The organism is Acetomicrobium hydrogeniformans ATCC BAA-1850 (assembly GCF_000160455.2).
Lineage (GTDB): Bacteria > Synergistota > Synergistia > Synergistales > Acetomicrobiaceae > Acetomicrobium > Acetomicrobium thermoterrenum.
Genome location: NZ_ACJX03000001.1, coordinates 1,483,612 through 1,501,635, shown reverse-complemented (window position 1 = coordinate 1,501,635; position 18,024 = coordinate 1,483,612). Strand labels below are relative to the sequence as shown.

The window sequence follows — 18,024 nt, the reverse complement described above, 5'->3', positions numbered from 1 at the left end:
TCCTTGCCCCAATGGGATTCAACGTATTTCGGACAAAGCTTCCGTCAGCCTTTTTAGGCCTTCCGAAAGCGTATTTCTCGGACAGCCTATGTTCATCCTGGCAAAACCGATTCCGTTTGACCCGAAAGCGGAGCCGTCGTTTAAGGCCAACTTCGCCTTCCTGACGAGAAAGTCCATTAACTCCTCCTGCTTTAAGCCTAATTTTCTGAAATCAAGCCAAAGCAGGTACGTTCCCTCGGGCTTTACGACATCTATGCCCGCCTCTCGCAGGATCGGGAGGGCAAAATCGCGATTTTTCTCCAGATAAAGTATCAGCTCATCGAGCCAATCCCTCCCGTATTTGTAAGCCCTCTCAAGGCCCAGTATACCAAAAAGGTCTCCCGAACCGAAATGAAGGCCTCTTAGCACCTTGGTAAGCTTTTCTCTCATCTCGGGATTTGGAACTATGGCGTAGGCGTTTTTAAATCCCGCAATATTGAAGGTCTTGCTGGCCGACATAAATGTGATGCTGTTCATCATGGCCTCGTGGTTCAGCGATGCCATGGGTATGTACTTCCTTCCGGGGTAGACGAAATCGCAATGTATGTCGTCGGAAATGATCGGAATTTCGGCCTTTGCGCAAAGGTGCGAAAGGGCAGAAAGTTCATCCTCGGTCCAGACCCTGCCAACCGGGTTGTGGGGGTTGCAAAAGAGTAACGCCTCGGCCGAAGGAAGAACTTTCTCGAGGTTTTTCAGGTTCATATGCCAACCTTCGTCCTCAACCAGGAAATTGGGCAAGACTTTCCTGTCAAGGGATCCCGTCACCTCAAAGAAGGGAGGATATACGGGAGGTTGCACGACGACTCCGTCGCCTTTGGAGGTAAGGGCAAGCAGGCTTGCGGCGATGCCAGGCATGACACTGGGAACGTCAACTATCCACTCCCTTTTTATTTCCCAGCCGTGGCGCTTTGAAACCCAATCGACTATCACGTCATGGTAAGACTTGCCCTTGGAAGGATAGCCGAATACGCCATGCTTTGATCTCTCGACAAAAAACTCCACTACCTTAGGAGGAGACTTGAAGTCCATGTCAGCCACCCACATGGGAAGCAGATCTTCAGCCCCAAAGTTATCGAGCAACCCGTCCCACTTTTCGCTACAGGTTCCCCTGCGGTCCAAGACCTCGTCAAAATCGTATTTGGACATTTCCATCCCCCTCTTCTTTGGACTAACGATCCTTCAACCCTTATCGCACTAACGCCGCCCATAGCTTAGCATGATTACGATTATTTTAAAATGTATTTAAAAATTCTAAAGCTTTCCGAAGGCCTTGGTAATGGCTTCGACAATCCTCTCGGCGGAGGCAACGTCATTTTCGGCTTCCCGAGGAGTAATGGCCGGCCAGTCCCCGGGATGCCCCGCCTCAACGGCCCATTCGGAAAACTTCGCAAGCTCTAGGGAGTCAAGCTTCAGGCTTTCGACAGATATATGTTCGGAAATGAGCTTGTAAAGGGCGTTTAAGTCATGGCTTCGCGGAAAGGGGATACCATTTGAAATTAAGAGGGCTTTTAACGCCCTCTCGGCACCCATGGCGGACAGCCAGCAGGCGTGGCGATAAAAGCCCAAGTCCAGCAATTTTTTCGCGGCACTTAAGTCGTCGGAGGCACAGCCCAGCCAGATACGGGCTTCTTCGATATAAGGAGTCATATCTTCATACAGGACCTTACCCTCCTTTAACATAGAATAAAGCAGGGTTCCGGGAATGCTGCCTTTAACGGCCAACTCTTCAGGTGTGGCGATTACCACATCTTTCCCGCAAGGAAAATCGCTCAAGGCAGCGCGCATGGCCACCGCCACATCCCGCTTGTTCACTTCCTTTTCGACTACGATGAGAAAATCGACGTCGCTGTCCCAAGTCTGGGTGCCCCTGGCGTAGGAGCCGTAAAGAATGATTTTAAGAGGGTTGAACTTACGTCTTATCATTTCTGCGATGGAGCGAATTATTTCCTCCATATCGCTCCTCCTATTCCGATCCCTCTGAAGCAGGTTGACCTTTCAGGGATACGCTTATCGGCTCGGCTCCGGAGACGTAGATCGTCTGAGTCGGGTAGGCAAAGACTATATCCCTCTTTTTAAACTCCTCAAAAAGGGCAAAGTTTATCCTCTGCTGGATGTCCATGTAGACAGTGTAATCGGGAGAGAGAACGTAGTAAACCACCTCGAAGTTCAGCGAAAAGTTGCCGTAGCTTGCAAAGTGCGCCCTGTCAAAGCGGGCGTTTTCTATCGAAGTGATTATATTTTTGACTATGTCGGGGATTTCTTTAAGCTTTTCAAGGGGGGTTTCGTAGAGCACTCCAAAGGAGAAGACGATGCGCCTCTCTTGCATGCGCTTGTAGTTTCGTATTCTGCACTTCAACAAGTCGGAGTTGGAAAATATGAGCTGTTCCCCGGTCAGGCTGCGCAATCTCGTCGTCTTAAGGCCAATGTGCTCCACCGTTCCCAAATAGCCGTCTATGATTATGAAGTCGCCCACCAAAAAGGGCTTGTCCAACACTATCGACCAGGAAGCGAAAAGGTCGCCCAATATGTTCTGGGCCGCCAAAGCTACGGCGATACCGCCTATCCCTAAGCCTGCAACCAGAGCCGATACTTCTATGCCCATATTCTGCAGAGCGATTAAAATTATTATCCCCCAAAAAAGGAGCCTTCCCATGAAGCCAAGGGCCGAAAGCATGGTTGCCGCCGAGGGGTCCTTTTCGACCTTTCTTTTTATATTCGACGTCAGCCAAAAGTTGATCGCCTTATTACCCCAGAGCCCAACCTGTAAGAGCAAAAAAAGAACCACCAACATGGAGATGGCCCTGGATAGCCTCAGTGGCAGGGAAAGAAAGGAAGAACCCGCGAGTATGGCAAGGAGGATCAAAAAGTATACGTTTATCTGTCTTACAAGGTCCAAAACCAGGCTAATGGCCGTAGTTGGCCGTCGAGAAAAGAGAAAAGAGATATATTTATCGGCTATCTTTTTCAAGTAGTAAAATAAGAAAAAAGAAACAACACCAACAACAAGGGCAACTATCCATGCCCCCACGCTGTTGCCCCAAATAATAGTATCCATCGACATGACCTCCTTTGGTAAAGGCTAAAGAATTTCCTGATCCTTGGACTTGGGCTTCTTATCCTTCTGCCCATCGTCGTTTTGACGAAGTTGTTCCTCCCAGGTTATGAGAGAGTGATAAAATTCCCGATCTCCGTCATCAAGACCTCGAGTTATTTCCGTAACGTGGGTGTGTTTTGCCTTCACTTTCTCCAATACATAGTCCACTGCCACGTCGGGTCGGGTATCGCTTCCGCAGGTGTATATGTCCAAGGCCATATATTCAAGCTCAGGCCATGTGTGTAAGGACAGATGAGACTCGCTTATCACCACCACGCCGCTTACCCCGTTCGGTGGAAAGCGGTGAAAGGAAACGGCCCATACCTGAGCGTTCGCACGGCGCGCCGCTTCGACGAGGATTTCCTGCATCTTGTCGACTTCCCCAATAACTTCCGCACAGCCGGAGGCTTCAACGATATAGTGATGTCCCCTCGGATTCATGCAAAACACCCCCCTTTGTTTATTGTTCACGAATCGGTTTTAAGTTTAATACAAAGGAGCGGATATAAAAAGACTTTTCGCATGTTCGATTTAAATTAAACACAGGAAAGTCTGCGTAACAAAGCTCATTGTATAATAAAAAAGTAAAGATGTTTCCAGCCTTGGAGGTGAAAGGGATGCTTACAGAATATATCGATGCAGCATTAGAAAGAGCTGAATACGAGATTATCGAGGACGACGAGCCATACTATGGCGCCATTCCTCAGTTAAAAGGTGTCTGGGCCACGGGAAAGACCTTAGAAGAATGCAGGCGCAACTTAAAGGAAGCTCTCGAGGGCTGGATAATTATAAGGCTGCAACGAGGACTTGCAATCCCTCCAATAGGACAGTATTGCATAACTGAGCCGAAAGGATTTGCAGCTAATGGCTAAACTTGTGCCGATTGCGTGGCATGACTTGGTGGGAATGCTACGAAAATTTGGTTTCGACGGTCCATATACTGGTGGAAAACATCCGTATATGATCAAAGGAGATTTAGTTTTAACTATCCCCAATCCACATAGAAAGGAAATAAGCGTCGATCTGTTGACTCGAATTTTGAAACAAGCCGGAATCACAAGGGAAGAATGGTTGGAAAATGATAAATAGATTCTGACATTCTTTACATAAGGAAAAGCCTCTTTCTCGCCTTTGCCTGCGAAAAAGAGGCTTAATTTTCACTGGTGGAGCTGAGGGGATTCGAACCCCTGACCTCTTCCATGCCAAGGAAGCGCGCTCCCTCTGCGCCACAGCCCCAGAACAGTGCCCATTATAGGGAATGGACCGGGCTTTTGTCAACGGGAATTTTGAAATTTTTTATACTGACTTATTGCATTCTCATAGAAAGCAGTGCTTAATATTAATATTCAAGATGCGAACCCAAAATTTTTAACCTAATATTTTAAGCACTTCCTCCTTGGATTTGGCGTCAAATATGGCTTCGATCGCAGCGTCGAGTTTAACTTCGTCGGTAACGGAGTGGATTATCTTTTCGTCAGAAGACGACAGACCGAATTTTCGGCGCAACAGTTTTATAAGCACATCTTGTTTGCCTTTGATTGTACCTCTAATCTCGCCTCTTTCTTCCCCTTGTTTTATCAGCTTTTCTGCAAAAGACGGCATAACTTTTTCACCTCCAAGTTCTTTTACTATCCGTTGCATGGTGTCTTGGTCTACGTCGAGTGTGTAAAATAAATATAGGATCAGTATTATCCTTTCTTCTTCAGACAGCTTTATTATAACAGCTATCCTTATGATTCCCTCTATGTCATGTAAGGCTACAAGCTTCATCAAGAGTAAACTTCCCATCAAAAAGGGGGTGGACTTTGCCTTTTGTTCTATCTCGTCGTTAGGAATTTGAGTTAAGTCTACTAGTACATAATTGAATTCAGGGATGTAAGGTTTTATGGATTCACCTATATTTTGAAACTGTCCTTGAAAATGAGTCGTTATGTTCCAGCTTGAAAAGCCGTGATAGATGACTACGGGAATTACAGGTGTAAGTGGTACGTTTTTCTTTCTCTGTTCATCCCACGTTACGGTCATATAGCTTAATATTTGAAGTAAAACTCCGGAGTCAGGATATGACTTATGTTCAAATACGAAGTAAAGCTGTCCTTTTGTGTCTGATATATAGCATTCAACAGCTATGTCCATGTAGTATTTGTTATAGCCTTTGATCTTTTCTGTGGGAATTAGTTTCATTTCCTTTAAATCTATCTGGCTTGAAATGTCTTTTGGAAGAAACTCCTTTATAAATTGTCTTACGTTTGCTTCCTCTGACATTACCCTTTTAAATAGCCTGTCGTGGGGGTCTTTGGGCCTTAGGTCGTCTTTTGGCACTAGAGAAACCTCCTTTGGTTGAAGATGATTTTAATACAGCAATCAAGGCATGAAAATGCTAAAAGCTGACATATGTTGTATTATTTGCTAATGATATCACAAAAAACATCGAAGGTAACTTGATCTTTACTCTAAATTAAGCCTTGGGCATTTATATACAAAAGAAACAATTAAGCATTTTGGCAGCATCGTCAAGCTGTTATACTAAAATTCAAGATTAAAGATCCGACCCCGGGGTTCACGCACACCCTCCTGCCGCGAGAAAACCGCACCCGGGTTTCCTCAAGCGCAGAGGGGGGTCGCCAAAAAACCCACCCCGGGTCGCAGGACGGCCACATAACTATATCCAATATAACTAGATCTAAAGAACAAGATTCAGGGGAACTTCCGCAGTGCCATCGAGTCGCAGAAAAACCCCAGGACTCCTGGAAAGCTGCCCTTTATCCAGGAAAAGCCAGCGAACCCCCTTCACCTTCTTTTTATAATCAAAATACGGCCCCCTTAGAGCGGGAGATGAAGCATCCTCCCTATGAAGAAGTGGTCGAGTGAAAATATTTGGGGTTTACGATATGCAATCCCACGAAAGCGGTGTCCCGCATTTTATGTCCCGTGCGGATTTTCGGCCTAAAACTTCCTTTAAAAATTTGGGAGGGAGGCCGTAGCCGGGGCGGATGGAACGTACGTTTTCTTCGGTAAAGGTTTCGCCGGCTTTCATGTCCTTTACCACAAACAAGGATCGCCTAAAGACCCTGCTTTGCGTTTCCTTTTCGCTGACGCCGTAGTAAACCCTGCCTAAGGCCTTTTCGGCCCTCCTTACGGCATCGACCAAAGCCTTAAGCTCGTGAGGTTCTATGGAAAATGCCCTGTCAGGGCTTGGGATATCGCGTGACAATGTGAAGTGTTTTTCTATTATGCAGGCTCCTATAGCAACGGCAGCAATGGGCACTTCTATGCCCAGGGTATGGTCGGACAGCCCTACGGGTACGCCAAAGCCCTCGGCCATGTGAGGTATCGTGCGCAAATTCATCTCCTCAGGGGGCGCCGGATATGCGCTGTTGCACTTAAGCAGAGCAATTTGTGTAGCTCCTGCCCTTTTGGCCGCGGTTACGGCTTCATCTATTTCAGCCAAAGTTGCCATGCCGGTGGAAATTATCAAAGGCTTTCCCGTTTTGGCCATCTTTTCGATCAATGGGATATCGACGATCTCAAAGGAAGCCACCTTGTGAACAGGGACGTTCATTTCCTCCAAAAAATCAACGGCCGTCGGATCGAAGGCGGTAGAAAACAGGTCAAGTCCCATATCGTTTGCTATCTCCTTTAGTCTGGGCTGCCATTCCCAGGGCATATAGGCTTCGGAATAAAGGTCGTAAAGAGATTTGCCCTCCCAAAGGCTACCGGATTTATGACAAAAAAGGGGAGAATCCGATTTAACGGTCATGGTATCGGGGGTATATGTTTGAAGCTTTATAGCGTCAGCCCCTCCCGCCTTGGCAGCGTGTACGGTTTCCGCGGCCTGCTCGAAAGACTGACTGTGGTTAGCCGACATCTCGGCAATTATGTAGGTAGGATAACCAGGTCCTATATCACGATTATTAATTGCAAAAGTTGTACCCATTTACCCCGGCTCCTTTCACATTCCATCTATTCGATAAAATGCGCAATTTGTTTCATTTTATCTTCATCAACAAAGATATCGTCGGTGTAACGAAGCATATACAGATTATCCTTAAAATCTCCGACACATGGTTTGACTTCTCTGCCTAAAACAAGGCGCACAAGCATTCGAGGCGTAAACGTACCGGCAGCGAAGCCAAGGTTTGCTGCCCCTCCGTAGCGGGGATTGACTTCTATGAACTTTACTTCTCCGTTATGCAAGAAACATTGAATAGTGTTATGGCCGATTAAATTTAAGGCTTTGGCCAAGCGCATCGATTCGTTAATTATATCCCAATTTTTGCACGTCCTGCCTATGAACGACTCACCTCCAAATACCGACAATCGCTGACGGGGAACTACGCTCAATATATTACCCGCGAAATCCGCAAACAGATCAACGGTATATTCCGGTGCCTCAACATATTCCTGAACGATCGGGTCCTTTAGACGGCTTAAAAAGTAATCCAGTTCAGGTTTTGAATTCACGCGAAACGCGCCTTTGCTTCCCTTGCCAAACCTGTCCTTGACGAAAAGGGGGAAATCTAAATCTATATCCGTTTCTTTATAAGTTTTAGGCGCTGAAAAGCCGTGTTTCAAACAAAATTCAACGAACAGACCTTTGTCCTGACATACTTTAATAGTATGCGAGCTTGAAACCATCACGCATACACCTATATCTTTCAGCCTTCCCAGCTCCCGGGCAAAGAAGGGCAGCTCTTCGTCCCTCGTAGGTATGAGAAGTTTAATCTCGTGCCTAACGCAAATATTCTGCACTATCTCACGAAAGTTTTCACCCAAACCTGTCGGGACAATGTATGCCATATCCGCAAAATACAGCGCTGCGGACTTTGGGCTTGCGTCTATTGCTATTACTTTTCCCCCGCCTTCTTCGCTTAAAGCCCGGCGAAAGGCTTTTACGAGCGATACCTTACGGGAAACGCTGGTGATTAGGACGTTCATCGAGCGTTGTCCTCACTTAACATTCATAATTCGCTAAACTTCTGGTTAAAAGATTTACTATTCTTTTGTCACCGCTACCATCGATTGATACCTGTCCAAGCCAAGACATATCAATCCTACGTTTTTTATCTAGCAATAAACTCATGATAACTTCATTTAAATCTGACAGCGATAGGTTACAATACCATCCTAAGTTCACGGCATAACCAAGATTGTCAAGATATTCAGCTGCCAATCGTTGATTTTCTGCAAGAACCACAATAATGAACGGTACCCCCATAAACGCCAGTTCCCAACAGGTTGTGCCGCCTGCCGTTATAGCCACATCAGCCCAGGCCATCAGCTGAGACATATCTTTAACGTCTCTTTCGATGCGAACAGGCAAATTTGCAGTTTCAACAAAATCTATTAAGGCACCGTAGTGAGGATTGCTGCCGCCAACTACGCAAAGTGCTTCAAAGCCGTCTATGTCGATATTTTTTAACGCCTGAAGCACCTTTAGCGTAACGTTTTGCGGGTCGCTTCCCCCCATCGTGACAAGCATCTTATGGGCAATCTTTGGTATTTCCCGCTTGTAACCTTGCCAGCTTAAAAACTCACGCCTTAAGAGCACGTAGCGGGTTCCAAGCAAAAGTTTCGTATAAGAAGCCCTGTTTAAGTAAAGATTTTCGTCGGCATGTATGTTTTGGTTTAAGACTATGTCGGCCGGGTAATAGTCTGCATGTCCGTAGTCGTCGATGAACAAAAGATTTAAGCCTGCTTCTTTTATGATCTTTTGATAATCTCCGCCAAAGTGATATCCGTCAACAACGACCCATGATGCCCCATATTTATGCGCCAGTTTCGTCGTCAAACGCGCATCCTCCGCACTGCCTGGCTTCGCGTTTATATAAAGGACCTCAAACCCTTCGGCAGTGAGTCTTGCTTCTGCGTTAGGTGATTTCGGTGCTAAGACAAACACCACATCTCCACCGCCATCCTGCCAAGCCTGAGCCAGGGCAAGACAGCGCATTACATGGCCGCTACCTATATTTATGCCGGAGTCGACGCGTACCAATAAAACGTGATTGTCTACCAAACTCATGGCAGTGTCTTTTGCACAATGTGTTTATTAATCTCAAGCCATTCGGGGTGTTCTTTTAACAAATCTAGCACCTCGCGCCAGGAGAACAAATCGTGCCCAAAATGGTCGTAAATGCGGCGGACGAATTCCAGATCTTCCTGGGTGTCCACCGTCCAGCGCATGAAAGACAGATCTTCATCGTAGCAAACGTCCTTTATGCTAAATTTTTCTGGATGGCGGTAAATATAAGGCGTAACATGCTCGCGCCAAGCGGGGTTTTTGTCCTCATGCCATATTCGTTCCAAAACGCCAAAGCCAAAGACCTCTGTATCAAGTCCGCGCGGATAATTACGGGTATGTGCATAATCCGGTTTTGTCTCGATGAATTCTTTAATCACCAAATTAGTAACTTCAGGCTCTATCAAAGGACAGTCCGATGTGATACGAACGACCACATCGGCAGAAAACTGTTTTGCCGCCTTGTAATAACGGTCCAACACATCCTCTTCGCTTCCGCGAAACCAAGACCAGCCTTCGCTTTTGCACATGTCTACCAGGACATCGTCTCCGGGCTTTGTCGTGGTTGCCACGACGACCTCGTCCAGCAAGTTAGCCCTTCGCACGCGGTTTACGACTCTGGTAAGCACAGGTTTTCCTGCCAAACCCTTTAACACTTTACCCGGTAGGCGCGTGCTTCCCATGTGGGCTTGAATTATAGCTACTATGCGAGTCATGTTCATTCACCCCAAAAGGCTTTAATTTATTCAGCGTACATGCTTAAGCACTTTTTTAACTGCTTTTATAACATCCTCGGCGTCACTGTCACTCATCGCAGGAAACAAGGGAAGCGTAACGATTTCTTCGTAAGCCTTCTCCGCCACAGGACACAAACCTTTTCTGTAACCCAACTTATTGTAATAAGGATGCCAATAAAGGGGAATATAGTGCACGTTAACGCCGATGTTTTCGGCCCGCAGGGCGCCAAACACCTGAAGGCGACTCGCGTTAAGCTTGCTTAAATTAAGCCTAACTACGTAAAGATGATACGAAGACTTTCTGTCGTCCCGTTGGGCTAATGGAGAAAGTGCGGGCATATCAACAAAGGCCGAATCGTAAAGGGCAGCTATTTGCCTTCTTCTTGCCACGAATTTATCGAGCTTCTTTAACTGGCTTAATCCCAAGGCGCAGTTTATGTCGGGCAACCTGTAGTTGTAGCCCAGTTCGGCCATCTCGTAAAACCATGAGCCACTTACCTCACGCTCTCTGTGGTCCGTGGTAATGCCGTGGTTTCTAAAGGCACGCAATTTTACGGCAAAATCAGGATTATCTGTTACTACCATGCCGCCTTCGCCTGTAGTTATGTGCTTTACGGGATGAAAGCTGAAGACGGTCATATCGGCAAGCGTTCCGACCTTACGGTCTTTGTACGTAGCACCCAGCGCATGGCAGGCATCGGCTATGAGGATAAGACCGTGTTCATCGGAAAGTTTTTTTAAGGCATCGTAATCGCAGGGTTGACCGGCGTAATCTACTGCAATTATCGCCTTAGTTTTGGGCGATATCTTTGACTCCACACAAGAAGGGTCCAAAAGCAGCGTGTCAGCTTCAACATCGGCAAAGACGGGGCGTCCCCCACAGTAAAGCACACAGTTTGCGCTTGCAGCAAATGTCATGGGCGTCGTTATGACCTCGTCTCCCGAAGTTATGCCTGCAGCAAAGGCTGCGGCATGAAGGGCTGCCGTGCCGCTGTTTACGGCGACGGCATATTTAGTCCCGACCGTTTCGGCAAAGCGCTTTTCAAACTCCGCCACTTTGGGCCCCGTGGTCAGCCAATCCGATCGCAGCACGTCGACGACCGCTTTTATATCGTCCTCGTCTATATACTGACGCCCGTAAGGCAAGAGAGTAACTCTTACGGGACTACCTCCCTCTACAGCTAAAATATTTTTATCGTCCAAGCTCAATCCACCTTGCCTTGTTTTGCGTAGTCGTCCAGGCTTTCGACCATGTTTTTAAGTTCTTCTCCCGTAAGCCACCAGCCGTTGCTATCGCTGGTATAGCAAAAACCGTCTGGCAAAGGCGTACCGCCGTCGTCGTCATCCTTCTTCCAAAAGGAATGCTCCGGTTCGATGACGTAAAAGCCATCATATTCTCTGGCGTGTCTTGCCTCTTCTGCCGTAATCAGGCATTCGTGAAGTTTTTCGCCCGGACGTATGCCTATGGTCTCCTTGCATATCCCCGGAGCCAAGACGTCAGCAAGGTCAACTAAGCGCATGCTTGGAATTTTGGGCACAAAAATCTCACCGCCCTGCATCCTGCCGATGCAGTCGATGACAAAACACACCCCCTGCTCCAGGGTGATCCAAAACCTGGTCATCCGTTCGTCGGTAAGCGTTATCCTGCCCTTTTCCCGCTGGGTTAAAAACAAAGGCACCACGCTTCCTCTGCTTCCCACGACGTTTCCGTAGCGAACGACGCTGAATTTAGTCTTTCTGCTCCCAGTGTAGGCATTGGCCTGAACGAAGAGCTTTTCCGCGACAAGCTTTGTAGCTCCGTAGAGGTTGACGGGCTGCACGGCCTTGTCCGTGCTGATGGCCATGACCCTTTCAACGCCGTTATCTATTGCAGCATCTATGACGTTTGCCGACCCGTCGATATTGGTCTTTACGGCTTCGATGGGGTTATACTCGCAGGTCGGGACCTGCTTTAAGGCAGCGGCATGAACGACTATATCTACGCCGTTCATCGCACGGTATACGCGCTCCCTGTCCCTGACGTCTCCTATGAAAAACCTTAGCCTAGGATCATCATCGAATTCTTGGCGCATCTGGTACTGCAAATATTCTCCTCTAGAAAAAATCCTTACAGCCTTGGGCTTTTGGGTTTCAAGGAGTGTGCGGGTAAATTTTTTTCCAAACGACCCGGTCCCGCCGGTAAGTAAAACAACTTTGCCATCTATATTCATTGCAACTATCCTCCTGGGTTACGACGAGTGCATATAAATACTACATAAATTATCGGCACCGTTGCAATTTTTCATAAGCAACGATGCCGCTCTTTTGAGCTTATAAAATTACCGCTGGCATCCAAGTAATTTAGAAACTTCTCTGTAACCATTGAATACTAAAACACACAAACTTTCGCCCTGAATAGCAAAAAGTGTATGTGGTTTAACCGATTAAATGAAAATTCAAGATTAAAGATCCGACCCCGGAATTTTAAATTTCGGTGTCGAACAGAGCACCGAGCATTTGGTTGACGGCGGCGATGAAATGTACCAGTTCGTCGGGAGGGATTTTTCGGATGACCTTGTCGTCGTGGGCGTGGTCGATGACGTGGACTTGGTAGATGTCGGCTTCTTCGACGTATTTGAATTTAAGGCTTCGGTCGAAGATCATCGCCATCTGTTCAGCCTTGCGGATGGCGGATTTGATGTCCTCTTTGGAGTATTCCCGCAAATTTGTTTCGTCATTTGCTTTCGCTTGCAACTTTTCCAAATTGATGCTTTCTTTGTAAACAACGCTCCCCAGGCCAGCTTCAGCTGCCTTTGGCATGCTGTTTTCCTGAGGGAAAAAACCTGACCTGCCGATGCTGTCTACGCTCATGCAAGCCCCCTCCTCGAAGTCGATCTTAACTATTTTGCAAGGGAGGAAAGTTCTTTCCTCCCTTGCAAAACTTAAATTAACTGCTTAATTGAGATTAATAAGCGCTTTCACCGACTACCGCAGCAACTGCAACACGGCCTGAGGCAGGGTGTTTGCCTGGGCGAGCATAGCGTTGCCGGCCTGCATCAAGATCTGCAGCTTCGTGAAGTTCATCATTTCCTTTGCCATGTCGAGGTCGCGGATGCGACTTTCGGCAGCGGTCAGGTTCTGAGAAGCGGTGTTAAGGTTATTTATGGTGTGCTCCAACCTGTTTTGGTAAGCGCCGAGCTTTGCCCGTTGGCTTGAGACGCGGTCCAAGGCGGAGTCTATGATCGTGATGGAACGGGCCGCTGAATCGCGGTCGGTCACAAGCACCCTATGGATACCGAGCGAGCGCGCAGACATGTCGCCTATGTCAACACCCATGTCTTCGCTCTCGTTGGCGCCGATCTGGAATACCGTGGAGTTGTCCGCCAAGTGCAAGGAAGTCTCGTAAGTGCCGCTTTCGGCAGCGAGCTCAAATTGCCTCGTGTTGGCATTCCACGACACACCAATGTCAGCCATTGGGTCGAACTCGACATCAACGTTGGGGTGCACTATGCCGATGAGCAGGTTTCCCGTCACCTTTACGTTTGAGGCGACGGTGGCACCGCTATGGGCATCCTGGGCGGACACGCGGAACTCGTTTTCCTTCGATTCTTGAATTACGCTCAAGCTCAAAGCTTTTATGACATCTTCGTCGCCGGCGAAGGATATTTCGCCGTTGGTGCCGGCAATTACGCTTCGGATAACGAAGGTCCCGGCGACGGCCTCGGGCGTATTGGACGCCTCGTCGTCTTCGGACACGTAGGTCACAAACTTGTCGGCATTGCTCGACACGTATTGACCTTGGCCCAACTGGTCACGAATAGCGTCATTGAGCTTTTCCTGGACGTTTCTGATCGTGTCCGTGGCGTATAGCGTAACGGAAGCCTTTGTTCCGTCACCCTGTATAAGCGTTATGGTTTGAGGGTCTTCAAGCAAGAAGCGCCCGTTGGGATCCCAGAAGCGGTCGAGGTCGCGCAGCATGACGTCGTTAGCTGCGACTTGCCCGACGTAAGCCGCGGTGAAGCTCGCGCCCGTCACAGTCTCGCCTGATGCAATATTTGTCAAGTCACCGAAGCGGGCGCTGATATCGCCCTCGTAAGTGACGCCGTTTGCGGTATTGAGGTAGAACGTCCTGAAGTGGACGGTCTTGTTGTCGACACCTGCCTTGTTAAATGCAAATTCGAACTTATTTGTCCCGGCCCAGCCGAGAGGCCAGTCGGAATTAATAGTTGCGGACCATGTTGCTACGATATCATCTTTTGCTACATCAGCATTGACTTGATAGACGAGCTTGTCACCTTCATTGGCATTTACGATATTAGAATCGCTAATTCCCGATAGAACAAGTGTAACTCCTAAGCCAGTATACGACGACAAGCCTTCGATTCCTACAACGATATTCTCATCGACGTAGTTCGTTAAATTACCGTTTTTGTCCAATACGTAAGAAACGCCGCGGAACGTTACCTGTTTCGCTTCGGTATCAACATTGACGACCTCAAAAAGGATGTTGGCGTTTGCGCTAGCGCCGCTTCCCAAGGCCTTAAGACCATTGAAGCCATACCAGCTCACCCGGTTCGCAGCTGCAGTTATTGCAGTTGCAGTGGTCATCCTTTCGAGGTTAAGCTTGTAATCCCCGGCAGGCAAGCCGTCAATGCTGACATCGTTTACGCCTTCGAGGGTATTCACGCTCACGTTCATCATGACGTTTTCGTGCTTGATCTTGAAGACGTCGCTCTTCTGGATCTGCCCCTGGCCAGGGGTGGCGTTGATGGAAATCTTGAAGTTGCCCTCGGCGGCCGCCTTTTGGCCGAACTGGTCGACCTGGCGCAGACTGCCTCGCACAAAGGCCTTGGTTTCTAACTTATCCGCAGACCAAAGGACGGAAGCCGTGCCGTCGAGCAGTTTCTTTTTGTTGAACTGCGTTGTGGAGGCGATACGGTCCACCTCTTCTTTCAGCTGATCGATTTCAAGCTGGATGACCTGGCGGTCGTTTGCCGTTAACGTGTCGTTTGCAGCCTGGACAGCCAGTTCCCTCATCCTTTGAAGGATCGAGTGGGTCTCGTTTAAGGCGCCTTCTGCCGTCTGGATCATGGATATGCCGTCCTGGGCATTCCTTACGGCCATGTCGAGGCCTCTCACCTGAGCCCGCATCTTCTCGCTTATGGCAAGACCAGCGGCATCGTCAGCGGCCGTGTTGATCCTTAAACCTGTAGATAGCTTGTTAATGGATTTCTGCAGGGATTCATTGGTGCCGTTTAAAGCATTGTAGGTAAATAAAGCAGGAATATTGTGGTAAACTCTCATAATCGCTTCACCCTCCTTGATAGTTTTTCGAGCAGGGCATCCTTACCCCACCCATACAAATACCCCATAAGCCTAATCTATCCCGCATTTGAAGTTAAAATTAATACATCTCAGACGCGCATCACCTCCTCTTACAAATTATTCGGCCTTTGTCGGCAAAAACTTTAATTCATATCCCGGATAAATTTTTTGAGCCAATTTTGGCGTAACGGGAACTTTAAGCTCTTCTATAATTGGAAGGCCATTGCGCACACGACGCATGAGTGATGTTAGCTCTGCGCTTGCCTCGGCACGAATATCCAAGAGCTTTTCCGCCGTAGAAAGGCACCAATGAGCTATTTCTCGGCTTTCATTCGGCAGTACCTCATGAAACATTTCGACCATGTGCCATGCTTTATGTAAGGCTTCGTACATTTCGCCACGGATAACGAACTTTTCCACATCTGCCTTTTCTTTACGCCACTTAATGACTGCATTTTCAGGGTCCAACCCCTTAAGATCCCCGAAGAGTTGACCTTCCTGTTCTATCAAAAATACCCACATCTTCTGTATCTCTTCGTCATTGGGAGCGTAACGAAGGGCGTTGCTTAAAATAAGCCTTGCCATCTCAAACTGAGGCAAACGACAGAGGTCGGGGGCTGCCAGAAGCCGTGCCCAAGTCTTAAGCACCCCGGCGGATTCTGTTCTTTCCACTTCGCGGTCCTCAAGAAGACCTGCAATCTTCTGCATGTAGGCACACCCTTCTTCAGCCCGTCCTTCACTCTCGAGGTGGAGTGCCAATTTCCAAAGCAGTTTGTAAGGCCAATCGGCAGAGAGGGGATCGCACCTTGCAAGGAGGTTGTCGATCAGAGGTTTGCGAAATCTCCCCATGTCTCCTTCGTCATCCGTATTGCTTTCAAGCAGTGATTCAAGGCAACCGCGGGCAGCCTCTTCGTCTGCAGGGGCAAGGCCAAAGGATAAGCCTTTTTCTCCTGCCTCTTTAAAGCCCTGTATGGTGTCTTTTATGTAGGTCAGCCATTGAATCGTAAAGTTGGCGGCCACACGATGGGCGGCAATGAGATCATCATGGGCCTTTTCCCATCTGGTTATCATCTCCATGTTTTCCAGGGTGCGGGTCTTTACTATCTCAAGCAAAGTAGCGTAGGCGTAAGTTTGTCCTAAAAACTCCAGGACCCTGTTTTGGGCATGCAAGGCATCTATTACGGCCGAAGTCTCATAGGCAAGCTTTTGCCTTCTTGCCGGCGGAAGGCCGGGGGAGACAACTCGCTTTTTTTCTTCCTCCAGCTTTTGCAGCAGCTCAAGCGAAAATGCAAAGCCCTTAATGCCATCATCGATGTTTTTAAGCAGGCTATCCGCCAACCCACGCCAATCCTTATCCGTATCTTGAATGACGACTTCTTGCGGTAAAATAGGAAGACCCTCAATAGAGTCCACGAAGCCATCTGTAAAATCCTTAAATGACATCACTTCCGTGCCCCTGATCAAAGCGCCGCCTTCGGTACAGTCATAAACCCGAAGGCCTCCTTCAGCCAAGGAGCCTATCATCTGTTCAAAAATACGCAGGAACATGAGCCATATGCCGTGAGTGAATACGCTGCCTCCCAACGCTCCAGGAACCGGGATGCGATTTTCTTCGGAGATCATTGCATCGCCCGATTTTTCCTTGGACCATGCCGTATCGCTGCTGTGGGTAGTACCTTCCTCTCCGTAGGCAAGGTCTTGCCCGATAAGGGCAATCTTATCGGATCCAAGCAAGGCGGCTATATTCATGCACATGTGGGCAACGGAAGCTCCCGAAGGAATTACGTCGCCGTCCAAAAGCTGGCCGACCACCCAGTAGTCAAGGGGCAAACCTGCCTTTCCCACGACGATTTTAGGGCCGGGCCAGGTGCCGACTATCTGGGGCACGCACACGGACTGGACAATAAGCAAAACGTCTTTGAGCTCTTCTTCGTAATCTCTTATGACGTCACGGAAGTGTTTGTCGAGCACGGCAAGGCCCCTTTCGAGGGCGCATACGATATGAGGCCTTATGCCGTTTTTAAGAAGCTTGCGCAGCACCGTATCGGTGGCTATTATGAGTAACCTGTCTTCTCTGCCCTTGAGGAGATGAAAATTTTTATCCAAAGAGGGCCCCGCAGAGACCACGACGGAAGGCCTTCCCTTGAAAGCTCCCTTTAAAGTCCTTAACTTGGGACCGAAGGCGATCCACGGAGAAGACAGGGCCATCTGTCTTAAGCCAAGCAAAGTGTCTTCGACGGAATTTCCGATCATTTGAAGGTTTATCAAAATGCGTTCTTTGAGCTTTGCCAGGATTTCGTTAAAAGGTTTTGGGTCCTCGCATTCGCCTTTATGAATCACGTATCCCAAATCGCCTGCAGTAAAGGTCCCAAGAGGTGTAACGGTCGTGTCCAAAAGCTCCAAAACGAGATCGTCTTCGTCGCTTATCGCAAAGCCCAAACGAATAAACGGCGGAAGAAGCTTATATACCGATACTTCTTCAAAAAGCCAAAACAAGAGGTCAATGTTCGGCTCTACTACTATGACAGCCATGGCCGACCAGCTCATGGACTTAAAGAGGGCCGTAAAATAGCTGGGGCTGCCGGCACCGACCACAAAAAGGCAGGCATTTTTCGGGACATCTTTAGCGTTGTTGCCCTTAAAGGGCTCGAAAAAAGGCCGATTAGGGCTTTTAATCCAAAGGCCGCTAGGGGTCTGTGTAATATCCGGGATCAGGCGCGTCCTGCTTTCGATATAAGATTTCCTTTCTTTTTCGAGCAACGCGGCCAGTTTAGGCTGGCGTTTCTTCAACTCCTCGATGTTTTCCTGCCAAATGCTTAATGACATATAAA

16 protein-coding genes and 1 tRNA gene are annotated in these 18,024 nt (G+C 48.1%); 2 read left to right on the top strand and 15 right to left on the bottom strand.

The annotated features are described in order from the left end of the window. Positions 1-18: 18 nt before the first annotated feature. The 4 genes from HMPREF1705_RS07440 to speD all read right to left on the bottom strand — a co-directional run bounded on the left by HMPREF1705_RS07440 (position 19) and on the right by speD (position 3,574). Positions 19-1,185 (bottom strand): MalY/PatB family protein, encoded by a 1,167-nt coding sequence (locus HMPREF1705_RS07440; RefSeq protein WP_040348138.1) that lies wholly within the window; start codon positions 1,183-1,185, stop codon positions 19-21. Between the two features lie 105 nt (positions 1,186-1,290). Next, a complete protein-coding gene (locus HMPREF1705_RS07435; RefSeq protein WP_057940835.1) occupies positions 1,291-1,992 on the bottom strand; it encodes a HEPN domain-containing protein in 702 nt (233 codons plus the stop codon). Between the two features lie 10 nt (positions 1,993-2,002). Beyond that, positions 2,003-3,094, bottom strand: coding sequence for a mechanosensitive ion channel family protein (locus HMPREF1705_RS07430; protein WP_242603566.1), 1,092 nt, complete (start codon positions 3,092-3,094; stop codon positions 2,003-2,005). A 24-nt stretch (positions 3,095-3,118) separates the two neighbouring features. After that, the gene (gene speD / locus HMPREF1705_RS07425) at positions 3,119-3,574 is read right to left on the bottom strand and encodes an adenosylmethionine decarboxylase (protein ID WP_057940833.1); all 456 of its coding nucleotides are present in this window, start codon (positions 3,572-3,574) and stop codon (positions 3,119-3,121) included. A 176-nt stretch (positions 3,575-3,750) separates the two neighbouring features. On the opposite strand from speD, the gene HMPREF1705_RS07420 reads away from it, so the two are divergent. Together HMPREF1705_RS07420 and HMPREF1705_RS07415 are read left to right on the top strand one after the other, a co-directional pair. Then, positions 3,751-4,005: a type II toxin-antitoxin system HicB family antitoxin gene (locus HMPREF1705_RS07420; RefSeq protein WP_040348141.1), complete on the top strand. Its 255-nt coding sequence runs from the start codon at positions 3,751-3,753 to the stop codon at positions 4,003-4,005. Continuing rightward, entirely contained in the window at positions 3,998-4,222 is a 225-nt protein-coding gene (locus HMPREF1705_RS07415; RefSeq protein WP_009201424.1) for a type II toxin-antitoxin system HicA family toxin, read from the top strand. The genes HMPREF1705_RS07420 and HMPREF1705_RS07415 overlap by 8 nt, the downstream gene beginning before the upstream one ends. Positions 4,223-4,294: 72 nt before the next feature. Here the strand turns inward: HMPREF1705_RS07415 and HMPREF1705_RS07410 are convergent. The 11 genes from HMPREF1705_RS07410 to HMPREF1705_RS07360 form a co-directional block, all read right to left on the bottom strand. Then, positions 4,295-4,369, bottom strand: a tRNA-Ala gene (locus HMPREF1705_RS07410). 132 nt (positions 4,370-4,501) lie between these two features. Then, positions 4,502-5,455, bottom strand: coding sequence for an Rpn family recombination-promoting nuclease/putative transposase (locus HMPREF1705_RS07405; RefSeq protein ID WP_057940832.1), 954 nt, complete (start codon positions 5,453-5,455; stop codon positions 4,502-4,504). Positions 5,456-6,017: 562 nt separating this feature from the next. Next, on the bottom strand, positions 6,018-7,070 hold the full coding sequence (gene pseI, locus HMPREF1705_RS07400; protein ID WP_057940831.1) for a pseudaminic acid synthase: 1,053 nt from the start codon (positions 7,068-7,070) through the stop codon (positions 6,018-6,020). 26 nt (positions 7,071-7,096) lie between these two features. Continuing rightward, positions 7,097-8,071 (bottom strand): ATP-grasp domain-containing protein, encoded by a 975-nt coding sequence (locus tag HMPREF1705_RS07395; RefSeq protein ID WP_009201427.1) that lies wholly within the window; start codon positions 8,069-8,071, stop codon positions 7,097-7,099. Positions 8,072-8,087: 16 nt separating this feature from the next. After that, entirely contained in the window at positions 8,088-9,155 is a 1,068-nt protein-coding gene (gene pseG / locus HMPREF1705_RS07390) for a UDP-2,4-diacetamido-2,4,6-trideoxy-beta-L-altropyranose hydrolase (RefSeq protein ID WP_009201428.1), read from the bottom strand. Then, positions 9,152-9,868, bottom strand: a complete 717-nt coding sequence (locus HMPREF1705_RS07385; protein WP_242603565.1) for a cytidylyltransferase domain-containing protein — start codon at positions 9,866-9,868, stop codon at positions 9,152-9,154. Before HMPREF1705_RS07385 ends, pseG begins: the two co-directional genes overlap by 4 nt. A 30-nt stretch (positions 9,869-9,898) precedes the next feature. Further along, on the bottom strand, positions 9,899-11,092 hold the full coding sequence (gene pseC, locus HMPREF1705_RS07380; RefSeq protein WP_242603563.1) for a UDP-4-amino-4,6-dideoxy-N-acetyl-beta-L-altrosamine transaminase: 1,194 nt from the start codon (positions 11,090-11,092) through the stop codon (positions 9,899-9,901). Positions 11,093-11,094: 2 nt separating this feature from the next. Further along, a complete protein-coding gene (gene pseB, locus HMPREF1705_RS07375; protein WP_057940828.1) occupies positions 11,095-12,099 on the bottom strand; it encodes a UDP-N-acetylglucosamine 4,6-dehydratase (inverting) in 1,005 nt (334 codons plus the stop codon). Between the two features lie 253 nt (positions 12,100-12,352). After that, the gene (locus HMPREF1705_RS07370; protein WP_057940827.1) at positions 12,353-12,739 is read right to left on the bottom strand and encodes a flagellar protein FlaG; all 387 of its coding nucleotides are present in this window, start codon (positions 12,737-12,739) and stop codon (positions 12,353-12,355) included. A 114-nt stretch (positions 12,740-12,853) separates the two neighbouring features. After that, entirely contained in the window at positions 12,854-15,172 is a 2,319-nt protein-coding gene (locus tag HMPREF1705_RS07365; protein WP_057940826.1) for a flagellin N-terminal helical domain-containing protein, read from the bottom strand. A 138-nt stretch (positions 15,173-15,310) separates the two neighbouring features. Further along, positions 15,311-18,019: a motility associated factor glycosyltransferase family protein gene (locus HMPREF1705_RS07360; RefSeq protein WP_009201434.1), complete on the bottom strand. Its 2,709-nt coding sequence runs from the start codon at positions 18,017-18,019 to the stop codon at positions 15,311-15,313. Between the last annotated feature and the right edge of the window lie 5 nt (positions 18,020-18,024).

What these genes read in the sequence shown, in the direction of transcription:
- HMPREF1705_RS07430 (WP_242603566.1), bottom strand. Translation starts at nt 3,094, where the DNA reads ATGGATACTATTATTTGGGGCAACAGCGTGGGGGCATGGATAGTTGCC.
- HMPREF1705_RS07370 (WP_057940827.1), bottom strand. Translation starts at nt 12,739, where the DNA reads ATGAGCGTAGACAGCATCGGCAGGTCAGGTTTTTTCCCTCAGGAAAAC.
- HMPREF1705_RS07360 (WP_009201434.1), bottom strand. Translation starts at nt 18,019, where the DNA reads ATGTCATTAAGCATTTGGCAGGAAAACATCGAGGAGTTGAAGAAACGC.
- HMPREF1705_RS07420 (WP_040348141.1), top strand. Translation starts at nt 3,751, where the DNA reads ATGCTTACAGAATATATCGATGCAGCATTAGAAAGAGCTGAATACGAG.
- HMPREF1705_RS07385 (WP_242603565.1), bottom strand. Translation starts at nt 9,868, where the DNA reads ATGACTCGCATAGTAGCTATAATTCAAGCCCACATGGGAAGCACGCGC.
- HMPREF1705_RS07415 (WP_009201424.1), top strand. Translation starts at nt 3,998, where the DNA reads ATGGCTAAACTTGTGCCGATTGCGTGGCATGACTTGGTGGGAATGCTA.
- HMPREF1705_RS07435 (WP_057940835.1), bottom strand. Translation starts at nt 1,992, where the DNA reads ATGGAGGAAATAATTCGCTCCATCGCAGAAATGATAAGACGTAAGTTC.
- HMPREF1705_RS07440 (WP_040348138.1), bottom strand. Translation starts at nt 1,185, where the DNA reads ATGTCCAAATACGATTTTGACGAGGTCTTGGACCGCAGGGGAACCTGT.
- speD (WP_057940833.1), bottom strand. Translation starts at nt 3,574, where the DNA reads ATGAATCCGAGGGGACATCACTATATCGTTGAAGCCTCCGGCTGTGCG.
- HMPREF1705_RS07395 (WP_009201427.1), bottom strand. Translation starts at nt 8,071, where the DNA reads ATGAACGTCCTAATCACCAGCGTTTCCCGTAAGGTATCGCTCGTAAAA.
- pseI (WP_057940831.1), bottom strand. Translation starts at nt 7,070, where the DNA reads ATGGGTACAACTTTTGCAATTAATAATCGTGATATAGGACCTGGTTAT.
- pseB (WP_057940828.1), bottom strand. Translation starts at nt 12,099, where the DNA reads ATGAATATAGATGGCAAAGTTGTTTTACTTACCGGCGGGACCGGGTCG.
- pseG (WP_009201428.1), bottom strand. Translation starts at nt 9,155, where the DNA reads ATGAGTTTGGTAGACAATCACGTTTTATTGGTACGCGTCGACTCCGGC.
- HMPREF1705_RS07365 (WP_057940826.1), bottom strand. Translation starts at nt 15,172, where the DNA reads ATGAGAGTTTACCACAATATTCCTGCTTTATTTACCTACAATGCTTTA.